17 protein-coding genes are annotated in these 18,525 nt (G+C 63.4%); 16 read left to right on the forward strand and 1 reads right to left on the reverse strand.

From position 1 onward, the window contains the following. Positions 1 to 195 precede the first annotated feature (195 nt). The 16 genes from mraZ (at position 196) to lpxC (ending at position 18,006) form a co-directional block, all read left to right on the forward strand. Positions 196 to 651, forward strand: coding sequence for a division/cell wall cluster transcriptional repressor MraZ (gene mraZ / locus ACIQUF_RS20510; RefSeq protein ID WP_011535546.1), 456 nt, complete (start codon positions 196 to 198; stop codon positions 649 to 651). After that, the gene (gene rsmH, locus ACIQUF_RS20515) at positions 648 to 1,595 is read left to right on the forward strand and encodes a 16S rRNA (cytosine(1402)-N(4))-methyltransferase RsmH (RefSeq protein WP_403134816.1); all 948 of its coding nucleotides are present in this window, start codon (positions 648 to 650) and stop codon (positions 1,593 to 1,595) included. Before mraZ ends, rsmH begins: the two co-directional genes overlap by 4 nt. Beyond that, the gene (ftsL, locus tag ACIQUF_RS20520) at positions 1,592 to 1,885 is read left to right on the forward strand and encodes a cell division protein FtsL (RefSeq protein ID WP_403134818.1); all 294 of its coding nucleotides are present in this window, start codon (positions 1,592 to 1,594) and stop codon (positions 1,883 to 1,885) included. The genes rsmH and ftsL overlap by 4 nt, the downstream gene beginning before the upstream one ends. After that, positions 1,885 to 3,618 (forward strand): peptidoglycan D,D-transpeptidase FtsI family protein, encoded by a 1,734-nt coding sequence (locus tag ACIQUF_RS20525; protein WP_403135319.1) that lies wholly within the window; start codon positions 1,885 to 1,887, stop codon positions 3,616 to 3,618. The genes ftsL and ACIQUF_RS20525 overlap by 1 nt, the downstream gene beginning before the upstream one ends. Further along, positions 3,615 to 5,105, forward strand: a complete 1,491-nt coding sequence (locus tag ACIQUF_RS20530) for a UDP-N-acetylmuramoyl-L-alanyl-D-glutamate--2,6-diaminopimelate ligase (protein ID WP_403134820.1) — start codon at positions 3,615 to 3,617, stop codon at positions 5,103 to 5,105. The genes ACIQUF_RS20525 and ACIQUF_RS20530 overlap by 4 nt, the downstream gene beginning before the upstream one ends. Next, positions 5,098 to 6,465: a UDP-N-acetylmuramoyl-tripeptide--D-alanyl-D-alanine ligase gene (gene murF / locus ACIQUF_RS20535; RefSeq protein WP_403134822.1), complete on the forward strand. Its 1,368-nt coding sequence runs from the start codon at positions 5,098 to 5,100 to the stop codon at positions 6,463 to 6,465. Before ACIQUF_RS20530 ends, murF begins: the two co-directional genes overlap by 8 nt. Continuing rightward, positions 6,465 to 7,547, forward strand: coding sequence for a phospho-N-acetylmuramoyl-pentapeptide-transferase (mraY, locus tag ACIQUF_RS20540; protein ID WP_403134824.1), 1,083 nt, complete (start codon positions 6,465 to 6,467; stop codon positions 7,545 to 7,547). The genes murF and mraY overlap by 1 nt, the downstream gene beginning before the upstream one ends. Positions 7,548 to 7,553: 6 nt before the next feature. Beyond that, positions 7,554 to 8,900, forward strand: a complete 1,347-nt coding sequence (murD, locus tag ACIQUF_RS20545; RefSeq protein WP_403134827.1) for a UDP-N-acetylmuramoyl-L-alanine--D-glutamate ligase — start codon at positions 7,554 to 7,556, stop codon at positions 8,898 to 8,900. Beyond that, positions 8,900 to 10,111: a putative lipid II flippase FtsW gene (gene ftsW, locus ACIQUF_RS20550; protein WP_403135322.1), complete on the forward strand. Its 1,212-nt coding sequence runs from the start codon at positions 8,900 to 8,902 to the stop codon at positions 10,109 to 10,111. The genes murD and ftsW overlap by 1 nt, the downstream gene beginning before the upstream one ends. Then, entirely contained in the window at positions 10,101 to 11,180 is a 1,080-nt protein-coding gene (gene murG / locus ACIQUF_RS20555; RefSeq protein ID WP_403134829.1) for an undecaprenyldiphospho-muramoylpentapeptide beta-N-acetylglucosaminyltransferase, read from the forward strand. Before ftsW ends, murG begins: the two co-directional genes overlap by 11 nt. Continuing rightward, a complete protein-coding gene (gene murC / locus ACIQUF_RS20560) occupies positions 11,173 to 12,624 on the forward strand; it encodes a UDP-N-acetylmuramate--L-alanine ligase (protein WP_403134831.1) in 1,452 nt (483 codons plus the stop codon). Before murG ends, murC begins: the two co-directional genes overlap by 8 nt. Next, positions 12,621 to 13,577, forward strand: a complete 957-nt coding sequence (locus ACIQUF_RS20565) for a D-alanine--D-alanine ligase (protein WP_403134833.1) — start codon at positions 12,621 to 12,623, stop codon at positions 13,575 to 13,577. Before murC ends, ACIQUF_RS20565 begins: the two co-directional genes overlap by 4 nt. 6 nt (positions 13,578 to 13,583) lie before the next feature. Then, on the forward strand, positions 13,584 to 14,453 hold the full coding sequence (locus ACIQUF_RS20570; RefSeq protein WP_403134836.1) for a cell division protein FtsQ/DivIB: 870 nt from the start codon (positions 13,584 to 13,586) through the stop codon (positions 14,451 to 14,453). A gap of 14 nt (positions 14,454 to 14,467) precedes the next feature. Then, a complete protein-coding gene (ftsA, locus tag ACIQUF_RS20575) occupies positions 14,468 to 15,730 on the forward strand; it encodes a cell division protein FtsA (protein ID WP_186477488.1) in 1,263 nt (420 codons plus the stop codon). Positions 15,731 to 15,785: 55 nt separating this feature from the next. Next, positions 15,786 to 16,982: a cell division protein FtsZ gene (gene ftsZ / locus ACIQUF_RS20580; RefSeq protein WP_003251871.1), complete on the forward strand. Its 1,197-nt coding sequence runs from the start codon at positions 15,786 to 15,788 to the stop codon at positions 16,980 to 16,982. A 112-nt stretch (positions 16,983 to 17,094) separates the two neighbouring features. Then, complete coding sequence (gene lpxC, locus ACIQUF_RS20585) at positions 17,095 to 18,006, forward strand: UDP-3-O-acyl-N-acetylglucosamine deacetylase (protein WP_403134838.1); 912 nt, start codon at positions 17,095 to 17,097, stop codon at positions 18,004 to 18,006. A 47-nt stretch (positions 18,007 to 18,053) separates the two neighbouring features. Here lpxC and ACIQUF_RS20590 read toward each other — a convergent pair whose 3' ends face one another. Further along, entirely contained in the window at positions 18,054 to 18,509 is a 456-nt protein-coding gene (locus tag ACIQUF_RS20590) for a DUF721 domain-containing protein (RefSeq protein WP_403134841.1), read from the reverse strand. Positions 18,510 to 18,525 lie beyond the last annotated feature (16 nt).

Here is an 18,525-nt window from a genome sequence, read left to right on the forward strand (position 1 = left end):
TTCACGTTTTTTTCATCCCTGGTAATCCTTCCCTCCCTCCTATATCACGCTAAATCTCGGTCCTGTAAGGGTTTTCCTTATGAACGTGCCTTGACGGTGCAGCAGGCGGATTCCTATAGTGTGCGCAAGTGGCAGAAAGTGGGATGAAGTGGGTTTTCTGGCACAAAAAAGCTAACATTGTGGGGAATCGCAGCCGTGTTCCGCGGAGCCAACGCCGTCAGCCTCGATGCAAAGGGCCGTCTCGCCATGCCGAGCCGGTACCGTGACGAGCTCGATTCGCGTTGCAATGGTCAGTTGATCGTGACCATCGACGCCGTTGACCCCTGCTTGTGTGTTTATCCCCTCGATGAGTGGGAACAGATTGAAGCCAAGTTGCGCGCCTTGCCGTCGTTGCGTGAGGAAAACCGCCGCCTGCAGCGTTTGCTGATCGGCAATGCGGTTGACCTGGAGCTCGATGGCAGTGGGCGTTTCCTGGTACCGCCCCGCCTGCGTGAGTACGCCAAGCTGGACAAGAAGGCGATGCTGGTGGGGCAGCTGAACAAATTCCAGCTGTGGGATGAGGATGCCTGGAACGCAGTTTCGGCAGCCGACCTTGCAGCTATCCAACAACCGGGCGCCATGCCCGACGATTTGCGTGACCTGATCCTGTGACCATAGATAGCGGCTTCAACCACATTACCGTCCTGCTCGACGAAGCTGTCGAGGCATTGGCCCTGCGCCCCGACGGTTGCTATCTCGACGGCACTTTCGGCCGCGGCGGGCACAGCCGTCTGATCCTCAGCAAGCTTGGGCCGCAAGGGCGGCTGCTGGGGTTCGACAAAGATCCTCAAGCGATTGCCACCGGGCAAGCGCTAGCGGCCGAAGACGGCCGCTTTGTCATTGTACAGCGCAGCTTTGCCGAGCTGGGTGCCGAGGTGGCCGAGCGCGGTCTGGACGGCAAGGTCAGCGGCATTCTGCTCGACCTGGGCGTTTCCTCGCCGCAGCTGGATGACCCGGAGCGCGGCTTCAGCTTCCTCAACGACGGCCCGCTGGACATGCGCATGAACCCTGACCAGGGCATCAGCGCCGCCGAATTCATCGCCACTGCACCTGTGGAAGAAATCGCCCGCGTGTTCAAGGAATACGGCGAAGAGCGTTTTGCCGGGCGCATGGCGCGTGCCGTGGTCGAGCGCCGCGAGAAGCAACCCTTCACCCGCACCGCGGACCTGGCCGAAGTGCTCAAAGTGGCCAACCCCGCGTGGGAGAAGGGCAAGAACCCAGCTACCCGTGCCTTCCAGGGCCTGCGCATCCACGTCAACAACGAACTGGGCGACCTGGAAGCCGGCCTTGAAGCCGCGCTCGATGCCCTGGAAGTTGGCGGCCGCCTGGCGGTTATCAGCTTCCACTCGCTCGAAGACCGCATCGTCAAGCTGTTCATGCGCAAGCTGGTCAAGGGTGAAGCCGATAACCTGCCGCGCAACCTGCCGGTTCAGCACAAAGTCTTCGAGCCCAAGATCAAGCTCATCGGCAAGGCGCAGTTTGCCTCCGACGCCGAACTCAAGGCCAACCCTCGGTCGCGCAGCGCCGTGATGCGGGTGGCGGAGAAGCTTCGGTGAGCCGGCTATTCGCCAAACCTTTACCAGGCGGAAGCTTCCTGATGCTTCTGCTGTTTGTCGGCGTGCTCATTTCGGCCATCGCTGTGTCGTACAGCGCCCACTGGAACCGTCAGTTGCTCAACACCCTTTACGGCGAGTTGAATGAGCGCGACAAGGCCCAGGCCGAGTGGGGTCGCCTGATTCTCGAGCAAAGCACCTGGACCGCCGCCAGCCGTATCGAGAGCCTGGCCTCCGAACAGCTGAAAATGCGTGTGCCCGCGGCTGACGAAGTGCGGATGGTGGCGCCATGATGAAGCTCGAAGGCGCACTCTACCCTTGGCGCTTCCGCGTGGTGATCGGCTTGCTGGCGATCATGGTCGGTGCCATCTGCTGGCGCATCATCGACCTGCAGGTGGTCGACCGTGATTTCCTCAAAGGCCAGGGCGATGCCCGAAGCCTGCGGCACATCCCTATCCCGGCACACCGTGGTCTGATCACCGATCGCAACGGTGAGCCACTGGCTGTCAGTACCCCGGTCACCACCTTGTGGGCCAACCCCAAGGAAATGCAGGCGTCCAAGGACCGCTGGCCGCAACTGGCGGCGGCGCTTGGGCAGAACCCCCAGCAACTGACCGATCGCCTGACCCAGCAGGCCGGCAAGGAGTTCATCTACCTGGTCCGTGGCCTGACCCCGGAGCAGGGCCAGCACGTGCTCGACCTGAAGGTGCCGGGTGTTTATGGCCTGGAAGAATTCCGCCGCTTCTACCCGGCCGGTGACGTCACCGCCCACATGGTCGGCTTCACCGACCTCGACGACCATGGACGTGAAGGGGTGGAGCTGGCCTACGACGAGTGGCTGGCCGGCGTGCCCGGCAAGCGGCAAGTGATCAAGGACCGGCGCGGCCGGTTGATCAAGGACATCCAGGTCACCAAAAACGCCAAGGCCGGCAAGACCTTGGCGTTGTCCATCGACCTGCGCCTGCAATACCTGGCCACCCGCGAACTGCGCAACGCGATTGCCGAGCAGGACGCCAAGGCCGGTAGCCTGGTGATCATGGACGTCAAGACCGGTGAGGTCCTGGCCATGGTCAACCAGCCGACCTACAACCCGAACAACCGCCGCAGCATGTTCCCGGCTGCCATGCGTAACCGGGCGATCATCGACGTATTCGAGCCAGGCTCCACGGTCAAGCCGATTTCCATGAGCGCTGCACTGCAGAGCGGACGCTGGAAGCCGACCGACAAGGTCGAGGTGTATCCAGGCAGCCTGCAGATTGGCCGCTACACCATCAAGGACGTGTCGCGCAGCGAAGGCCCGATCCTCGACCTGACCGGCATCCTGATCAACTCCAGTAACGTCGGCATGAGCAAGATCGCCTTCGACATCGGCGGCGAGGCTATCTACCGGGTCATGTCCCAGGTCGGCCTCGGCCAGTACACCGGCCTCGGCTTCCCGGGCGAGCGCGTCGGCAACCTGCCTAACCACCGTGAGTGGCGCAAGGCTGAAACCGCGACCCTGTCTTACGGCTATGGCGTGTCGGTGACCGCCCTGCAGCTGGTGCACGCCTACGCAGCACTGGCCAACGACGGCAAGATGGTGCCGCTGTCGATCCTCAAGGTCGACAAAGCGCCCGAGGCCGTTCAGGCCATTCCGAAGGAAACCGCCGAAACCGTGCAGGGCATGCTGCAGCAGGTGATCGAAGCGCCGCGCGGCGTGTTCCGTGCCCAGGTGCCGTTCTATCACGTGGGTGGCAAGTCGGGTACTGCGCGTAAGGCCACTGTCGGCTCCAAGGGTTACACCGAAAACGCCTACCGCTCGCTGTTTGCCGGCTTCGGCCCGATGAGCGACCCGCGTTACGCCGTGGTCGTGGTCATCGACGAGCCGAGCAAAGGTGGCTATTTCGGCGGCCTGGTATCGGCGCCGGTGTTCAGCAAGGTCATGTCCGGCACCCTGCGGTTGATGAACGTGCCGCCGGACAACCTGCCACCGCCGACCGAACAGCAGCAAGTCAATGCAGTACCCGCCAAGGGAGGGCGTGGATGATGACAATGCCACTGAGCAAGCTTTTCGCCCACGCCAGCCGCGATCCATTGATCCGTGAGCTGACCCTGGACAGCCGCGCCGTGCGCCCGGGTGACCTGTTCCTGGCCGTGCCGGGTGCCAAGGTCGACGGCCGTGACCATATCGCCGATGCTCTGGCCCGTGGCGCAGCCGCCGTTGCCTATGAAGAGCAGGGCGCCAGCGTGCTGCCGATCACTGACGTCCCTCTGATTCCTGTGAAGAGCCTGGTCGGCCAGCTTTCGCAGATTGCCGGACGCTTCTACGGCGAGCCGAGTCGCCAGTTGAACCTGGTAGGCGTTACCGGTACGAATGGCAAGACCAGTGTCACTCAGCTGGTGGCGCAGGCGCTCGACGCGCTTGACCAGCGTTGTGGCCTGATTGGCACCTTGGGTACCGGTTTCTATGGTGAGCTGCAGAGCGGTCGCCTGACCACGCCTGACCCGATCTCGGTGCAGTCGACCCTCTACGATCTGAAGAAGCTCGGCGCCAAGGCCGTGGCGATGGAGGTTTCCTCGCATGCCCTGGAGCAGGGCCGTGTCGCCGCCCTGGAATTCGATATCGCGGTAATGACCAACCTGTCCCGTGATCACCTCGATTACCACGGCAACATGGAAGCCTACGAGGCTGCCAAGGCGAAGCTGTTCGCCTGGCCGAGCTTGCGCTGCCAGGTCGTCAACCTTGACGATGGGTTTGGTCGTCGCCTGGCCGAAGACTTCGCCCGCCGCCCGAGTGTCGATCACATCGAGACTCGGCTGCTCAGCTATAGCCTGGAAAACTCGGACGCTTCGCTGTTCTGCCGCGAAGCGCATTTCGATGATGATGGCGTGCGCGCCATTCTGGTCACCGCCCAAGGTGAGCGCACCTTGCGCAGCCAGCTGCTGGGTCGTTTCAACCTGAGCAACATGCTTGCTGCCGTGGCAACGCTGCTGGCGCTGGATTATTCGCTGGACGAAATTCTCAAGGTCACCCCGCAGTTGCAGGGGCCGATCGGCCGCATGCAGCGCCTGGGGGGCGGCAAGAAACCGCTGGTTGTGGTCGACTACGCTCACACGCCTGACGCCCTGGAAAAAGTCCTCGAAGCCCTGCGTCCGCATGCCCATGGCAAGCTGCTGTGCCTGTTCGGCTGTGGCGGCGACCGCGATCGCGGCAAGCGCCCGCTGATGGCCCAGGTGGCCGAACGCCTGGCTGACCGGGTATTGGTCACCGATGACAACCCCCGTACTGAAGATCCGCAAGGCATCTTCGCCGATATCCGCCCGGGTTTCGCCAAACCCGAGAGTGTCGAATTCGTCGCCGGCCGTGGCGAGGCCATTGCGCATTTGATCGCTTCTGCTGCTGCCGATGACGTCATCGTCCTGGCCGGCAAGGGGCACGAGGATTACCAGGAGATCAATGGCGAACGCCATGATTTCTCCGACCTGGTCGAAGCCGAGAAGGCACTTGCAGCCTGGGAGGCTCCACATGCTTAAGCCCATGACACTCAGCCAGCTGACCACGGCACTGAGTGCTCGCCAGGTTGGCGCCGACGCCAGCTTCACCGGTGTCAGCATCGACAGCCGTAGCGTTGCTGCCGGGCAGTTGTTCGTTGCCTTGACCGGCCCGCGTTTCGACGGCCACGACTACCTGGCCGATGTGAAGGCCAAAGGCGCCGTGGCAGCATTGGTCGAGCGTGAGGTCGCCGATGTCGACCTGCCGCAGTTGCTGGTCAAGGATTGCCGCGTTGCGCTCGGCCAACTGGGTGCGTTGAATCGCGCTGCTTTCGACAAGCCGGTGGTGGCCATCACTGGCTCCAGCGGCAAGACCACGGTCAAGGAAATGCTCGCCAGCATCCTGCGCACCCGCGGTCTGGTGCACGCCACCCGAGGCAACCTCAACAATGACCTTGGTGCGCCGCTGACTCTGCTGGAAATCGCCCCGGAGCACAGCGCCGCCGTGATCGAGCTGGGTGCATCGCGCATCGGTGAGATTCGTTACACCGTCGGCCTGACTCAGCCGCAGGTGGTCATCATCAATAACGCCGGTACTGCCCACGTAGGCGAGTTCGGCGGCCCGGAAAAAATCGTCGAAGCCAAGGGCGAAATCCTCGAAGGCCTGGGTGAGGGCGGTACGGCCATCCTCAACCTGGACGACAAGGCTTTTGCCATCTGGAAAGCGCGTGCCGGTGAACACAAAGTCATCAGTTTTGCGCGCAGCAATCCGCAGGCCGACTTCTACGCCACCGGTATCGGTCGCGATGCACGAGGCTGCCCATCATTCACCCTGCATGGCGCTAGCGAATCGGTGGCTGTGCAGCTCAACGTACTCGGTGAACACAACGTCAGCAACGCCCTGGCCGCCGCCGCCGCCGCACACGCCGTTGGTCTGAGCCTGAGCGGCATCGCTGCCGGCCTGAATGCCGTGCAACCGGTCAAGGGCCGCACCGTGGCGCAGATAGCGGCAAACGGGGTGCGGGTGATCGATGACAGTTACAACGCAAATCCCACCTCGATGTGCGCGGCCATTGATATACTCGCCGGCTTTTCCGGGCGCACCGTTCTGGTGCTTGGGGATATCGGCGAGCTGGGCCAGTGGGCGGAGGAAGGCCACCGTCAGGTGGGCGATTACGCACGCGGCAAGGTCGACGCCCTGTACGCGGTAGGTTCCAACATGACATATGCGGTCCAGGCGTTCGGCGCCAATGGCCGTCATTTCGCGACTCAAGCTGAGCTGATCGAGGCCGTTGGCGCCGAGACGGACAGCAACACCACTATCTTGATCAAGGGCTCGCGCAGCGCTGCGATGGAAAACGTCGTGGCTGCACTGTGCGGTGCCAGCGGGGAGAAACATTAATGCTGCTGCTGTTGGCTGAGTATCTGCAACAGTTCCATAAAGGCTTCGCGGTCTTCCAGTACCTGTCCCTGCGCGGGATTCTCGGTGTACTGACCGCGTTGTCGCTGGCGCTGTGGCTGGGCCCGTGGATGATCCGTACCCTGCAGATCCGCCAGATCGGTCAGGCCGTCCGTAACGACGGCCCACAATCGCACTTGTCCAAATCCGGCACCCCCACCATGGGCGGCGCCCTGATCCTGTCCGCCATCGGCGTCAGCACCTTGCTGTGGGCCGACCTGTCCAACCGTTACGTGTGGACGGTACTGATCGTCACCTTGCTGTTCGGTGCCATCGGCTGGGTCGACGACTACCGCAAGGTGATCGAAAAGAACTCGCGTGGCCTGCCGAGCCGCTGGAAGTATTTCTGGCAGTCGGTATTCGGCCTGGGCGCTGCGATCTTCCTCTACAAAACTGCGCCGACCTCGGTCGAAACCACCCTGATCGTGCCGTTCCTCAAGGACGTCACCATTCCGCTGGGTATCGGTTTCGTCGTGCTCACCTACTTCGTCATCGTAGGTTCCAGCAACGCGGTCAACCTGACCGACGGCCTCGATGGCCTGGCGATCATGCCAACGGTCATGGTCGGCGGCGCGCTGGGCATCTTCTGCTACCTGTCGGGTAACGTGAAGTTCGCCGAATACCTGCTGATCCCTTATGTGCCGGGTTCGGGCGAGCTGATCGTGTTCTGCGGCGCGCTGATTGGCGCGGGCCTGGGCTTCCTGTGGTTCAACACCTATCCGGCCCAGGTATTCATGGGTGACGTCGGCGCGCTGGCGCTGGGTGCTGCTTTGGGCACCATCGCCGTGATCGTGCGCCAGGAAATCGTCCTGTTCATCATGGGCGGCATTTTCGTGATGGAAACCCTGTCGGTGGTGATCCAGGTCGCCTCCTTCAAGTTGACCGGCAAGCGCGTGTTCCGCATGGCGCCGATCCACCACCACTTTGAACTCAAGGGCTGGCCTGAGCCACGGGTGATCGTCCGCTTCTGGATCATCACCGTGATTCTGGTGCTGATTGGCCTTGCAACCCTGAAACTGAGGTAGACGAGCGTGTCACTGATCGCTTCCGACCAATTCCGCATCGTTGTCGGCCTCGGCAAGAGCGGCATGTCCCTGGTTCGCTTCCTGGCGAACCGGGGCATTGCCTTTGCGGTCGCCGACACCCGTGAGCAACCGCCGGAACTGGACACACTGCGCCGTGATTACCCGCAGGTGGAAGTGCGCTGTGGTGAACTGGACGTGGACTTCCTGTGCCGCGCCAACGAGCTGTACGTGAGCCCCGGCCTGGCCTTGGCCACGCCGGCTCTGCAGCAGGCGGCGGCGCGCGGCGTTAAGCTGTCTGGCGATATCGAACTGTTCGCCCGCCAAGCCAAGGCTCCGATCATCGCCATCAGCGGCTCCAACGCGAAAAGCACCGTGACTACGTTGGTCGGCGAGATGGCCGCCAAGGCCGGCAAGCGTGTGGCGGTGGGTGGCAATCTGGGCACGCCGGCCCTGGACCTGCTCAGCGACGATGTCGAGCTGTACGTCATGGAGCTGTCGAGCTTCCAACTGGAAACCACCGACCAGCTCAATGCCGAAGTGGCCACCGTGTTGAACATCAGCGAAGACCACATGGACCGCTACAGCGGCCTGCCGGCCTATCACCTGGCCAAGCACCGGATCTTCCGTGGCGCCCAGCAGGTGGTGGTCAACCGCCAGGATGCCTTGAGCCGGCCACTGCCGGTCGAAGGTCGTCCATGCTGGACCTTCGGCCTCAACCAGCCGGACTTCAAGGGCTTCGGCCTGCGTGAAGTCGATGGAGAGAAATACCTGGCCTTCGAGTTCCAGACGCTGATGCCAGCGCGCGAACTCAAGGTGCGTGGTGCTCACAACCAGAGCAACGCCCTGGCAGCATTGGCCCTGGGCCATGCCGCCGGCTTGCCGTTCGAGCCGATGCTCGAAGCCTTGCGTGAATTCGGTGGCCTTGCCCACCGTTGCCAGTGGGTGCGCGAGCGCAACGGCGTGAACTGGTACGACGATTCCAAGGCCACCAACGTCGGCGCGGCCCTGGCTGCCATCGAAGGCCTGGGTGCGGATATCGAAGGCAAGCTGGTGCTGATCGCCGGCGGCGACGGCAAAGGTGCCGACTTCGCCGCCCTGCGTGAACCGGTCGCGCGCTTCTGCCGCGCCGTGGTGCTGCTCGGCCGTGATGCCGAACGCCTGGCCGAAACCTTGGGCGATGCCGTGCCGCTGGTGCGGGTCAAGACCCTCGACGAAGCCGTGCAACAGTGTGCCGAACTGGCCCAACCTGGCGACGCCGTGCTGCTGTCTCCAGCCTGCGCCAGCCTGGACATGTTCAAGAACTTTGAAGAGCGCGGGCGTCTGTTCGCCCAGGCGGCGGGGGGGCTGGCATGATCTTCGGCGTCCTCAAGCCATATCCATCGCCGCTGATCAGCGGCCGTGGCATCGACCTCGACTTCGCCTTCCTGGCCGGTTGCCTGGCGCTGCTGGGCCTGGGCCTGGTGATGATCACTTCGGCATCGTCGGAAGTGGCCGCCGTGCAGTCCGGCAACCCGCTCTACCACATGTTCCGCCACTTGGTGTACGTGGCCATCGGCCTGGTCGCCTGCGGTGCGACCATGCTGGTGCCGATCGCCACCTGGCAGCGCATGGGCTTCATGATGCTGATTGGCGCCTTCGGCCTGCTGGTGCTGGTGCTGGTGCCGGGGATTGGCCGTGAGGTGAACGGCTCCATGCGCTGGATCGGCTTCAGCTTCTTCAACGTTCAGCCTTCGGAAATCGCCAAGGTCTTCGTCGTCATCTACCTGGCCGGCTACCTGGTACGCCGGCAGACCGAAGTACGTGAAACCTGGATGGGCTTCTTCAAACCGTTCATCGTGCTGCTGCCCATGGCCGCCTTGCTCCTGATGGAGCCGGACTTCGGCGCCACGGTGGTCATGATGGGCGCGGCGGCGGCCATGCTGTTCCTTGGCGGAGTAGGCTTGTTCCGCTTCAGCCTGATGGTGGTGTTGGCGGTTCTGGCGGTGTTCGTGCTGGTGCAGGCTCAGCCTTATCGAATGGCGCGCCTGATCACCTTTACCGACCCCTGGTCCGACCAGTTCGGTTCCGGCTACCAGCTGACCCAGGCACTGATCGCTTTCGGCCGTGGCGAGTGGCTGGGCGTGGGCCTGGGCAACAGTGTGCAGAAGCAGTTCTACTTGCCCGAAGCGCACACCGACTTCGTGTTCTCGGTGCTTGCAGAAGAGCTGGGCGTGGTCGGTTCGCTGGTGACCATCGCGCTGTTCGTCTTCGTTACCGTGCGCGCCTTGTACATTGGCCTGTGGGCCGAGAAGGCCAAACAGTTCTTTGCCGCCTACATGGCGTTCGGCCTGGCGTTCCTGTGGATTGGCCAGTTCCTGATCAACATTGGCGTGAACGTCGGCCTGCTGCCGACCAAGGGCCTGACCTTGCCGTTCCTCAGTTACGGGGGCAGCTCGCTGGTGATCTGTTGCGCCTGCGTGGGCTTGTTGCTGCGCATCGAATGGGAGAGCCGCACGCACCTGGGCAGTGAGGAACACGAATTCAACGAAAGCGATTTTGCCGAGGAGACCAGTCATGGCCGCTGACGGCAAGAACGTACTGATCATGGCAGGCGGTACCGGGGGGCATGTATTCCCGGCCCTGGCCTGCGCCCGTGAGTTCCAGGCGCGCGGTTACAGCGTGCACTGGCTGGGCACTCCGCGCGGCATCGAGAATGAACTGGTGCCACAGGCCGGATTACCGCTGCACCTGATCCAGGTCAGCGGCTTGCGTGGCAAAGGCAAGCTGTCGCTGCTCAAGGCGCCGTTCACTCTGGTCAAGGCGGTACTGCAGGCGCGCAGCATCATTCGTCAGCTAAAGCCGGTCTGCGTGCTGGGCTTCGGCGGCTATGTGACTGGCCCGGGCGGCGTGGCTGCGCGGCTGTGCGGTGTACCGTTGGTGATCCACGAACAGAATGCCCGCGCCGGTACCGCCAATCGCCTGCTGGTGCCATTGTCGGCGCGCGTCTGCGAAGCGTTCCCGGGCACCTTCGCCAGCGATGACAAACTGCGCACCACCGGCAATCCAGTGCGTGCGGAACTGTTCATGGACGCCCTGCGTGCCCCCCTGGCCGAGCGCCGCGCGCGCCTGTTGGTCATGGGGGGCAGCCTGGGTGCGGAACCATTGAACAAATTGTTGCCTAAGGCCCTGTCCGAAGTGCCCGCCAACCTGCGGCCCGAGGTGTTTCATCAGGCCGGCAAGCACCACGCGCCGATCACCGCCGAGCGGTATCAGGAGGCCGGTGTCGAAGCTCAAGTAGAACCGTTCATCAAAGACATGGCCCGTGCCTATGGCTGGGCCGACCTGGTGGTGTGCCGGGCGGGTGCCCTGACCGTGAGCGAACTCGCGGCGGCGGGCCTGCCATCGATGCTGGTGCCTTTGCCCCATGCCATCGACGATCACCAGACCCACAACGCCCAATATCTGGCTCGGGAAGGCGCCGCCTTCCTCATGCCACAAGCGACAACTGGCGCAGCGCAACTCGCTGAACGCCTGAACGAGGTGCTGATGCAACCCGAGAAACTCAACACCATGGCCGGCACCGCACGGCGCCTGGCCAAACCTGCGGCAACCAGCACCGTGGTCGATATCTGCCTGGAGGTGGCCCATGGTTGAAAGCCAAAAAGCCATGCCGCAGCCAAAGATGGGCCGTATCCGTCGCATCCACTTCGTCGGGATCGGCGGCGTGGGCATGTGCGGCATCGCTGAAGTGCTGCTGAACCTGGGCTATGAAGTGTCCGGTTCCGACCTCAAGGCGTCGCCGGTTACCGAGCGCCTGGAGTCGTTCGGCGCCGAGATCTTCGTGGGTCACCGTGCCGAGAACGCTGCCAATGCCGATGTGCTGGTCGTGTCCAGCGCCATCAACCCGGCCAACCCGGAAGTGGCCACCGCCCTGGAGCGGCGCATTCCGGTGGTGCCGCGGGCCGAAATGCTCGCCGAGCTGATGCGCTATCGCCACGGCGTGGCCGTTGCCGGTACCCACGGCAAGACCACCACCACCAGCCTGCTGGCCTCGGTGTTCGCCGCTGGCGGCCTGGACCCGACTTTCGTCATCGGTGGCCGCCTGACCGCTGCCGGCACCAATGCTCAGCTGGGCACCAGCCGCTACCTGATCGCCGAAGCCGATGAAAGCGACGCCAGCTTCCTGCACCTGCAGCCGATGGTCGCCGTGGTCACCAACATCGACGCCGACCACATGGCCACCTACGAAGGTGACTTCAACAAGTTGAAGAAAACCTTCGTCGAGTTCCTGCACAACCTGCCGTTCTACGGCCTGGCCGTGATGTGCCTGGACGACCCGGTGGTGCGCGAGATCCTGCCGCAGGTCAAGCGCCCGACCGTGACCTACGGGTTCAGCGAAGAAGCCGACATCCGCGCCATCAATGTGCGCCAGCAGGGCATGCAGACCCACTTCACCGTGCTGCGCCGCGACTGCGAGCCGTTGGAAGTGTCGGTGAACATGCCTGGCAACCACAACGTGCTCAACGCCCTGGCGACCATCGCCATCGCCACCGACGAAGGCATCAGCGACGCTGCCATCGTCCAGGGCCTGTCCGGCTTCCAGGGTGTCGGCCGACGCTTCCAGGTGTACGGCGAACTGCCGGTCGACGGCGGCAGCGTGATGCTGGTCGACGACTACGGCCACCACCCGACCGAAGTGGCCGCGGTGATCAAGGCTGTGCGCGGCGGCTGGCCAAGCCGCCGCCTGGTCATTGTCTACCAGCCGCACCGCTACAGCCGTACCCGCGATCTGTACGACGACTTCGTACAGGTGCTGGGCGATGCCAATGTGCTGCTGCTGATGGAAGTCTACCCGGCCGGTGAAGAACCGATCCCCGGAGCCGACAGCCGTCAGCTGTGCCACAGCATCCGCCAGCGCGGTGTATTGGACCCGATCTACATCGAACGTGGCGCCGAGCTGGCGCCGCTGGTCAAGCCGCTGCTGCGCGCTGGCGACATCCTGCTGTGCCAGGGTGCCGGTGACGTTGGTGGCCTGGCCCCGCAATTGATGAAAAGCCCGCTGTTCGCTGGCGCCAAGCAGGAGAAGAAGTCGAAATGACCAGCGCCTACGACAAGTTGCACTCGACCCTGGACGTCAAGGCGTTCGGCCGCGTCGCCGTGCTGTACGGTGGCAAGAGCGCCGAGCGTGAAGTCTCGCTGAAATCCGGCGCGGCGGTGATCGCCGCGCTGACCAGCGCCGGTGTCGACGTGGTCGCCATCGATGTGGGCGACGACCTGCTGACGCGCTTGCAGAACGAGAAGATCGACCGCGCCTTCATCATCCTCCACGGCCGTGGCGGCGAAGACGGCAGCATGCAAGGCCTGCTGGAGTGCCTGGGCATTCCTTACACCGGCAGCGGCATCCTCGCGTCGGCGCTGGCCATGGACAAGCTGCGCACCAAGCAGGTGTGGCAGAGCCTGGGTATTCCGACCCCGCGCCACGCGGTGCTCGCCAGCAAAGAGGATTGTGTTGCCGCCAGTGGGGAACTGGGCTTCCCGTTGATCGTCAAACCTGCCCATGAAGGCTCTAGCATCGGCATGGCCAAGGTGAACAGCGAGCAGGAACTGATCGCTGCCTGGCAAGACGCCGCTCAATACGATTCGCAAGTTCTGGTCGAGCAATGGATTCACGGCCCGGAGTTCACCATCGCCGTGCTGCGTGGCCAGGTGCTGCCGCCGATCGCGCTGGGCACCCCGCACGTGTTCTACGACTACGACGCCAAGTACATCGCCAATGACACCCAGTACCGCATCCCGTGCGGCCTGGATGCTGTCAAGGAACAGGAACTGATCGACCTGACCGCGCGCGCCTGCGATGCCATCGGCATCGAAGGCTGGGGCCGGTTGGACGTGATGCAGGACGAGCAGGGCCGGTTCTGGCTGCTCGAAGTCAACACCGCACCGGGCATGACTGATCATAGCCTGGTGCCCATGGCGGCCCGCGCGGCCGGCTTGGACTTCCAGCAACTGGTGCTGGCGATCCTGGCCGACAGCGTAGCGACGCGAGGTTAACCAGCCATGCAAGGCGCGATGATACGTCAGCAGCAACCCGTTACCGGCCGCAGCAAGCCGGTGCCGCGTGGTGCCAGCCGACTGGTGGCCGACGAGCCCGTATCGGCGCGCCTGCCGCGGCCGAGCCTGGGCGGCCTCAAGCGCCTGTTGTGGCCGGTACTGCTGGTGGCCGCAGGCTTCGGCGCTTATGAGGGCGCCATTCGCCTGATGCCGTATGCCGACCGGCCGATCACCAAGATCGACGTACAGGGCGACCTCAGCTACATCAGCCAGCAGTCGGTACAGCAGCGCATCGCGCCGTACGTGGCGGCGAGCTTCTTCAGCGTCGACCTGACGGCGATGCGTACGGAGCTCGAGCAGATGCCCTGGATCGCCCACGCCGAAGTGCGCCGGGTGTGGCCGGACGAGGTGGTGATCCGCCTTGAAGAACAGCTGCCGGTGGCGCGCTGGGGCGAGGAAGCCTTGCTCAACAACCAGGGCCAGGCCTTCACCCCGCGCGAGCTGGCCAACTATGAACACCTGCCGCAGCTGGCCGGGCCGCAGCGTGCTCAGCAACAAGTCATGCAGCAGTATCAGGTATTGAGCCAGATGCTGCGCCCCCTGGGCTTTTCCATCGCTCGCCTGGAGCTGCGCGAGCGCGGCAGCTGGTTCCTGACCACCGGTTCCGTCAACGACGGTCCGGGTGTCGAGCTGCTGCTGGGGCGCGACCATCTGGTGGAGAAGATGCGCCGTTTCATTGCCATTTACGACAAGACACTCAAAGAGCAGATCACCAACATCGCCCGCATTGATCTGCGTTATGCCAACGGACTTGCCGTTGGTTGGCGGGAACCGAACGCACCGACGACGGCCCAACCCGCCGTTGCGAAGAATTAGAGAGAGGCAGGACCATGGCAAACGCGCATAGCGGCAAAATGATCGTCGGGCTGGACATTGGCACCTCCAAGGTGGTGGCGCTGGTGGGCGAAGTGGGCGAAGACGGCACCCTCGAGATCGTCGGTATCGGCACCCACCCGTCCCGCGGCCTGAAGAAGGGCGTGGTGGTGAACATCGAGTCGACCGTGCAGTCGATCCAGCGCGCAGTGGAAGAAGCGCAACTGATGGCTGGCTGCCGCATCCACTCGGCGTTCGTCGGCGTGGCCGGCAACCACATCCGCAGCCTGAACTCCCACGGCATCGTCGCCATCCGCGACCGCGAGGTCAGCGTGGCCGACCTCGAACGTGTACTCGACGCCGCCCAGGCCGTGGCCATCCCGGCTGACCAGCGCGTGCTGCACACCCTGCCGCAGGATTACGTGATCGATAACCAGGAAGGCGTGCGCGAGCCGCTGGGCATGTCCGGCGTGCGTCTGGAAGCCAAGGTTCACGTGGTCACCTGCGCGGTCAACGCCGCGCAGAACATCGAGAAGTGCGTGCGCCGCTGTGGCCTGGAGATCGACGACATCATCCTTGAGCAGCTGGCTTCGGCCTACTCGGTGCTGACCGATGACGAGAAAGAACTCGGCGTGTGCCTGGTCGACATCGGCGGCGGCACCACCGACATCGCCATCTTCACCGAAGGTGCGATCCGTCACACCGCGGTCATCCCGATTGCCGGCGACCAGGTGACCAACGACATCGCCATGGCCCTGCGTACGCCAACCCAATACGCCGAGGAAATCAAGATCCGTTACGCATGCGCCCTGGCCAAACTGGCCGGCGCCGGCGAGACCATCAAGGTGCCGAGCGTGGGCGATCGCCCACCGCGCGAGCTGTCGCGTCAGGCCCTGGCCGAGGTAGTTGAGCCCCGTTATGACGAGCTCTTCACCCTGATCCAGGCCGAACTGCGCCGCAGCGGCTACGAGGATCTGGTGCCTGCTGGCATCGTCCTCACCGGCGGCACCGCGAAGATGGAAGGCGCCGTGGAACTGGCCGAGGAAATCTTCCACATGCCGGTACGCCTGGGCGTACCGCACAGCGTTCGGGGGCTGAGCGACGTGGTGCGCAACCCGATCTATTCCACCGGCGTGGGCTTGCTCACCTACGGCCTGCTCAAGCAGTCCGAGGACCTGGTCCTGACCGGTAATAGCAACAGCAGCAGCAACAGCTATGGCGATGAACCGAAGGCCCCAGTGCTTGAGCGCTTCAAGCGGTGGGTCCAGGGCAACTTCTAAGTTTCAAAGCAGTAGTGGTAGGCGCGACAACTAGAGAACTGTAAGGAGAGGGAAAATGTTCGAGCTCGTAGACAACGTCCCGCAAAGCCCGGTCATCAAGGTGATCGGCGTCGGCGGTGGCGGCGGCAACGCCGTCAACCACATGGTGAAGAGCAGCATCGAAGGCGTCGAGTTCATCTGCGCCAACACCGATGCTCAGGCGCTGAAAAACATCGGCGCACGCACCATCCTGCAACTGGGTACCGGCGTGACCAAGGGTCTGGGTGCCGGTGCCAATCCGGAAGTCGGCCGTCAGGCCGCGCTGGAAGACCGTGAGCGCATCGCCGAGGTGCTGCAGGGCACCAACATGGTGTTCATCACCACCGGCATGGGCGGCGGTACCGGTACCGGTGCTGCACCGATCATCGCCGAAGTGGCGAAGGAAATGGGCATCCTCACCGTCGCCGTGGTGACCCGCCCGTTCCCGTTCGAAGGCCGCAAACGTATGCAGATCGCCGATGAAGGCATCCGCATGCTGGCCGAGAGCGTCGACTCGCTGATCACCATCCCCAACGAGAAGCTGCTGACCATCCTGGGCAAGGATGCCAGCCTGCTGTCCGCCTTCGCCAAGGCTGACGATGTATTGGCCGGTGCCGTTCGCGGTATCTCCGACATCATCAAGCGCCCAGGCATGATCAACGTCGACTTCGCCGACGTGCGCACCGTGATGGGCGAGATGGGCATGGCGATGATGGGTACCGGTTGCGCCAGCGGCCCGAACCGCGCCCGCGAAGCCACCGAAGCGGCGATCCGCAACCCGCTGCTCGAAGACGTCAACCTGCAGGGCGCCCGCGGCATCCTGGTGAACATCACCGCAGGCCCTGACCTGTCGCTGGGTGAGTACTCCGACGTCGGTAGCATCATCGAAGCCTTCGCCTCCGACCATGCGATGGTCAAGGTCGGCACCGTGATCGATCCGGACATGCGTGACGAACTGCATGTAACCGTGGTCGCCACTGGCCTGGGCGCGCGCATCGAGAAGCCGGTCAAGGTGGTCGACAACACCCTGCAGACCGCTCAGCAGGCGTACGAGGCCTCCAACCCGGCCCCGGTTCGTCAGGAGCAGCCAGCAGTGAACTACCGTGACCTGGAGCGCCCAACCGTGATGCGCAACCAGGCCCATGCAGGTGCCGCTGCGGCAGCTAAACTCAACCCTCAGGATGACCTGGACTACCTGGATATCCCGGCCTTCCTGCGTCGTCAGGCTGATTAATGGAATTTATCAGGGGTATAAGGGTGATTGGTGTTCAGCAAAGGCGGGGTCTGTTATCATCCTCAGCCTTTGTTGATACCTGTTCGCAATTTGCGCTGAAGCGGCCAATGCCATGATTAGACAACGCACCCTGAAGAATACCATCCGTGCCACAGGCGTCGGCCTGCACTCCGGGGAGAAGGTCTACCTGACCCTCAAGCCTGCGCCTGTCGATACCGGCATCGTCTTCCGTCGCGCCGACCTCGACCCTGTGGTCGAGATCCCGGCACGTGCGGCCAACGTCGGTGAGACCACCATGTCCACCACGCTGGTCAACGGTGACGTCAAGGTCGATACCGTCGAGCACCTGCTCTCCGCCATGGCGGGTCTGGGCATCGATAACGCCTACGTCGAGCTCTCCGCCTCGGAAGTTCCGATCATGGATGGCAGCGCCGGTCCCTTCGTATTCCTGATTCAGTCTGCCGGCCTGGAAGAACAGGACGCAGCCAAGAAGTTCATCCGCATCCTGCGCGAAGTGACAGTGGAAGAGGGCGACAAGCGCGCCACTTTCCTGCCATTCGAAGGGTTCAAGGTGAGCTTCGAGATCGACTTCGATCACCCGGTCCTCAAGGGCCAGACCCAGAGCGCTGTCGTCGACTTTTCGAGCACCTCGTTCGTCAAGGAAGTCAGCCGCGCCCGTACCTTCGGTTTCATGCGTGACATCGAGTACCTGCGCAAGCACAACCTTGCGCTGGGCGGCAGTGTCGAGAACGCCATCGTCGTCGACGAGACCGGTGTATTGAATGAAGACGGCCTTCGCTCCGAAGACGAATTCGTCAAGCACAAGATCCTCGACGCCATCGGCGACCTGTACCTGCTGGGCAACAGCCTGATCGGTGAGTTCAAGGGCTACAAGTCCGGGCACTCGCTGAACAACCAGCTGCTGCGCAAGCTCATCAAGGAAACCGATGCCTGGGAAGTGGTCACGTTCGAAGATGCCAGCACGGCACCGATCTCGTACATGCGCCCTGTTGCGGCCGTGTAAGTTCGAACACTCTCTAGTTCATTGAGGCCACCTTCGGGTGGCCTTTTTTATGGCTTGTGTTTGGCATGACCTGCCAGACGTTCCAGGGCGGCGCGTAGCTTGGGGTCGGTGATGCCCTCAGCGGTATCGCGCAGGTTCTCGGCAGCGCTGTTCGATAACTCTGCGGCATGACCGCCACGCTTGGCCGGTACCAGTGGCGGCTGCACCTTGAACAGGATTCGCCGCAGGTTGCCGAACGCCTCCATGGCCTGCAAGGCGGCCAGCAAGCGCTTCTGCTGGTAGCGCAGACGCGTGGCCCAGTGCCCGTCGGTGACCACCAGCAGCAAGGTACCATCGCGCCACGACGCCACATGGCAATGCTCGCGGGCAGCCGGTTGCAGCTGGCTTTCCAACAGGCGTTGCAGATGCTCCAAGCGCTCGGCCTGGTTGAGCAGCAGGCGCAGCGGGCGGACCTGGCGCAACAGCGCTGAAGGCGGCTGGGCGGGGGAGGGTTTGTAGGCCATGGGGTACGCAGGAAGT

Source organism: Pseudomonas sp. NPDC090233 (assembly GCF_044772285.1).
Lineage (GTDB): Bacteria > Pseudomonadota > Gammaproteobacteria > Pseudomonadales > Pseudomonadaceae > Aquipseudomonas.

Excerpts from the sequence above, each read along its gene's own strand:
- ACIQUF_RS20530 (WP_403134820.1), top strand. The coding sequence starts at position 3,615 with ATGATGACAATGCCACTGAGCAAGCTTTTCGCCCACGCCAGCCGCGAT.
- murC (WP_403134831.1), top strand. The coding sequence starts at position 11,173 with ATGGTTGAAAGCCAAAAAGCCATGCCGCAGCCAAAGATGGGCCGTATC.
- ACIQUF_RS20565 (WP_403134833.1), top strand. The coding sequence starts at position 12,621 with ATGACCAGCGCCTACGACAAGTTGCACTCGACCCTGGACGTCAAGGCG.
- murF (WP_403134822.1), top strand. The coding sequence starts at position 5,098 with ATGCTTAAGCCCATGACACTCAGCCAGCTGACCACGGCACTGAGTGCT.
- mraY (WP_403134824.1), top strand. The coding sequence starts at position 6,465 with ATGCTGCTGCTGTTGGCTGAGTATCTGCAACAGTTCCATAAAGGCTTC.
- ACIQUF_RS20590 (WP_403134841.1), bottom strand. The coding sequence starts at position 18,509 with ATGGCCTACAAACCCTCCCCCGCCCAGCCGCCTTCAGCGCTGTTGCGC.
- ftsZ (WP_003251871.1), top strand. The coding sequence starts at position 15,786 with ATGTTCGAGCTCGTAGACAACGTCCCGCAAAGCCCGGTCATCAAGGTG.
- ACIQUF_RS20525 (WP_403135319.1), top strand. The coding sequence starts at position 1,885 with ATGAAGCTCGAAGGCGCACTCTACCCTTGGCGCTTCCGCGTGGTGATC.
- murG (WP_403134829.1), top strand. The coding sequence starts at position 10,101 with ATGGCCGCTGACGGCAAGAACGTACTGATCATGGCAGGCGGTACCGGG.
- ACIQUF_RS20570 (WP_403134836.1), top strand. The coding sequence starts at position 13,584 with ATGCAAGGCGCGATGATACGTCAGCAGCAACCCGTTACCGGCCGCAGC.
- ftsA (WP_186477488.1), top strand. The coding sequence starts at position 14,468 with ATGGCAAACGCGCATAGCGGCAAAATGATCGTCGGGCTGGACATTGGC.
- lpxC (WP_403134838.1), top strand. The coding sequence starts at position 17,095 with ATGATTAGACAACGCACCCTGAAGAATACCATCCGTGCCACAGGCGTC.